The following is a 1,037-nucleotide window of genomic DNA, read 5'->3' as shown; positions in this document are numbered from 1 at the left end:
AATTAGCTCAGAACTTTAGCTACAACGCCCGCGCCAACGGTACGGCCGCCTTCACGGATTGCGAAACGCAGACCATCGTCCATCGCGATCGGGTGGATCAGGGTAACAACCATTTTGATGTTGTCGCCCGGCATTACCATCTCTACGCCTTCCGGCAGTTCGATGGTACCAGTCACGTCAGTAGTACGGAAGTAGAACTGCGGACGGTAGCCTTTGAAGAACGGAGTATGACGGCCGCCTTCATCTTTGGACAGAATGTACACTTCAGATTCGAACTTGGTGTGCGGCTTGATGGTGCCCGGCTTAGCCAGTACCTGACCACGTTCGATTTCTTCACGTTTGATACCACGCAGCAGAACACCTACGTTCTCACCAGCACGGCCTTCGTCCAGCAGTTTGCGGAACATTTCAACGCCAGTACAGGTAGACTTCTGAGTCTCTTTGATACCAACGATTTCAACTTCTTCACCAACTTTGATGATACCGCGTTCTACACGACCGGTAACAACGGTACCACGACCGGAGATGGAGAATACGTCTTCGATCGGCAGCAGGAACGGCTTGTCAATCGCACGCTCTGGTTCCGGAATGTAAGAATCCAGGAAGCCAGCCAGTTCCAGGATTTTCGCTTCCCACTCTGCGTCGCCTTCCAGCGCTTTCAGAGCAGAACCACGAACGATCGGAGTGTCGTCGCCCGGGAAATCGTACTGAGACAGAAGTTCACGAACTTCCATTTCAACCAGTTCCAGCAGCTCTTCGTCATCAACCATGTCGCATTTGTTCAGGAACACGATGATGTACGGAACGCCTACCTGACGACCCAGCAGGATGTGCTCACGAGTCTGCGGCATCGGGCCGTCAGTCGCAGCAACAACCAGGATCGCGCCGTCCATCTGCGCAGCACCGGTGATCATGTTTTTAACATAGTCGGCGTGCCCCGGGCAGTCTACGTGTGCGTAGTGACGGGTCGGGGTGTCGTATTCAACGTGAGAAGTGTTGATGGTGATACCACGAGCTTTTTCTTCCGGCGCGTTATC

Annotated in this window: 1 protein-coding gene; it reads right to left on the bottom strand. The window is 53.6% G+C overall.

From position 1 onward, the window contains the following. Positions 1 to 2: 2 nt before the first annotated feature. On the bottom strand, positions 3 to 1,037 hold a 1,035-nt coding region (tuf, locus tag BEG40_RS21490), incomplete at its 5' end, for an elongation factor Tu (RefSeq protein WP_001395141.1).

Origin of the sequence: Escherichia sp. MOD1-EC5495, from assembly GCF_002965965.1 — a bacterium.
Lineage (GTDB): Bacteria > Pseudomonadota > Gammaproteobacteria > Enterobacterales > Enterobacteriaceae > Escherichia > Escherichia ruysiae.
The sequence above is the reverse complement of the archived record's forward strand: the minus strand, read 5'-3'. Positions and strand labels throughout refer to the sequence as shown.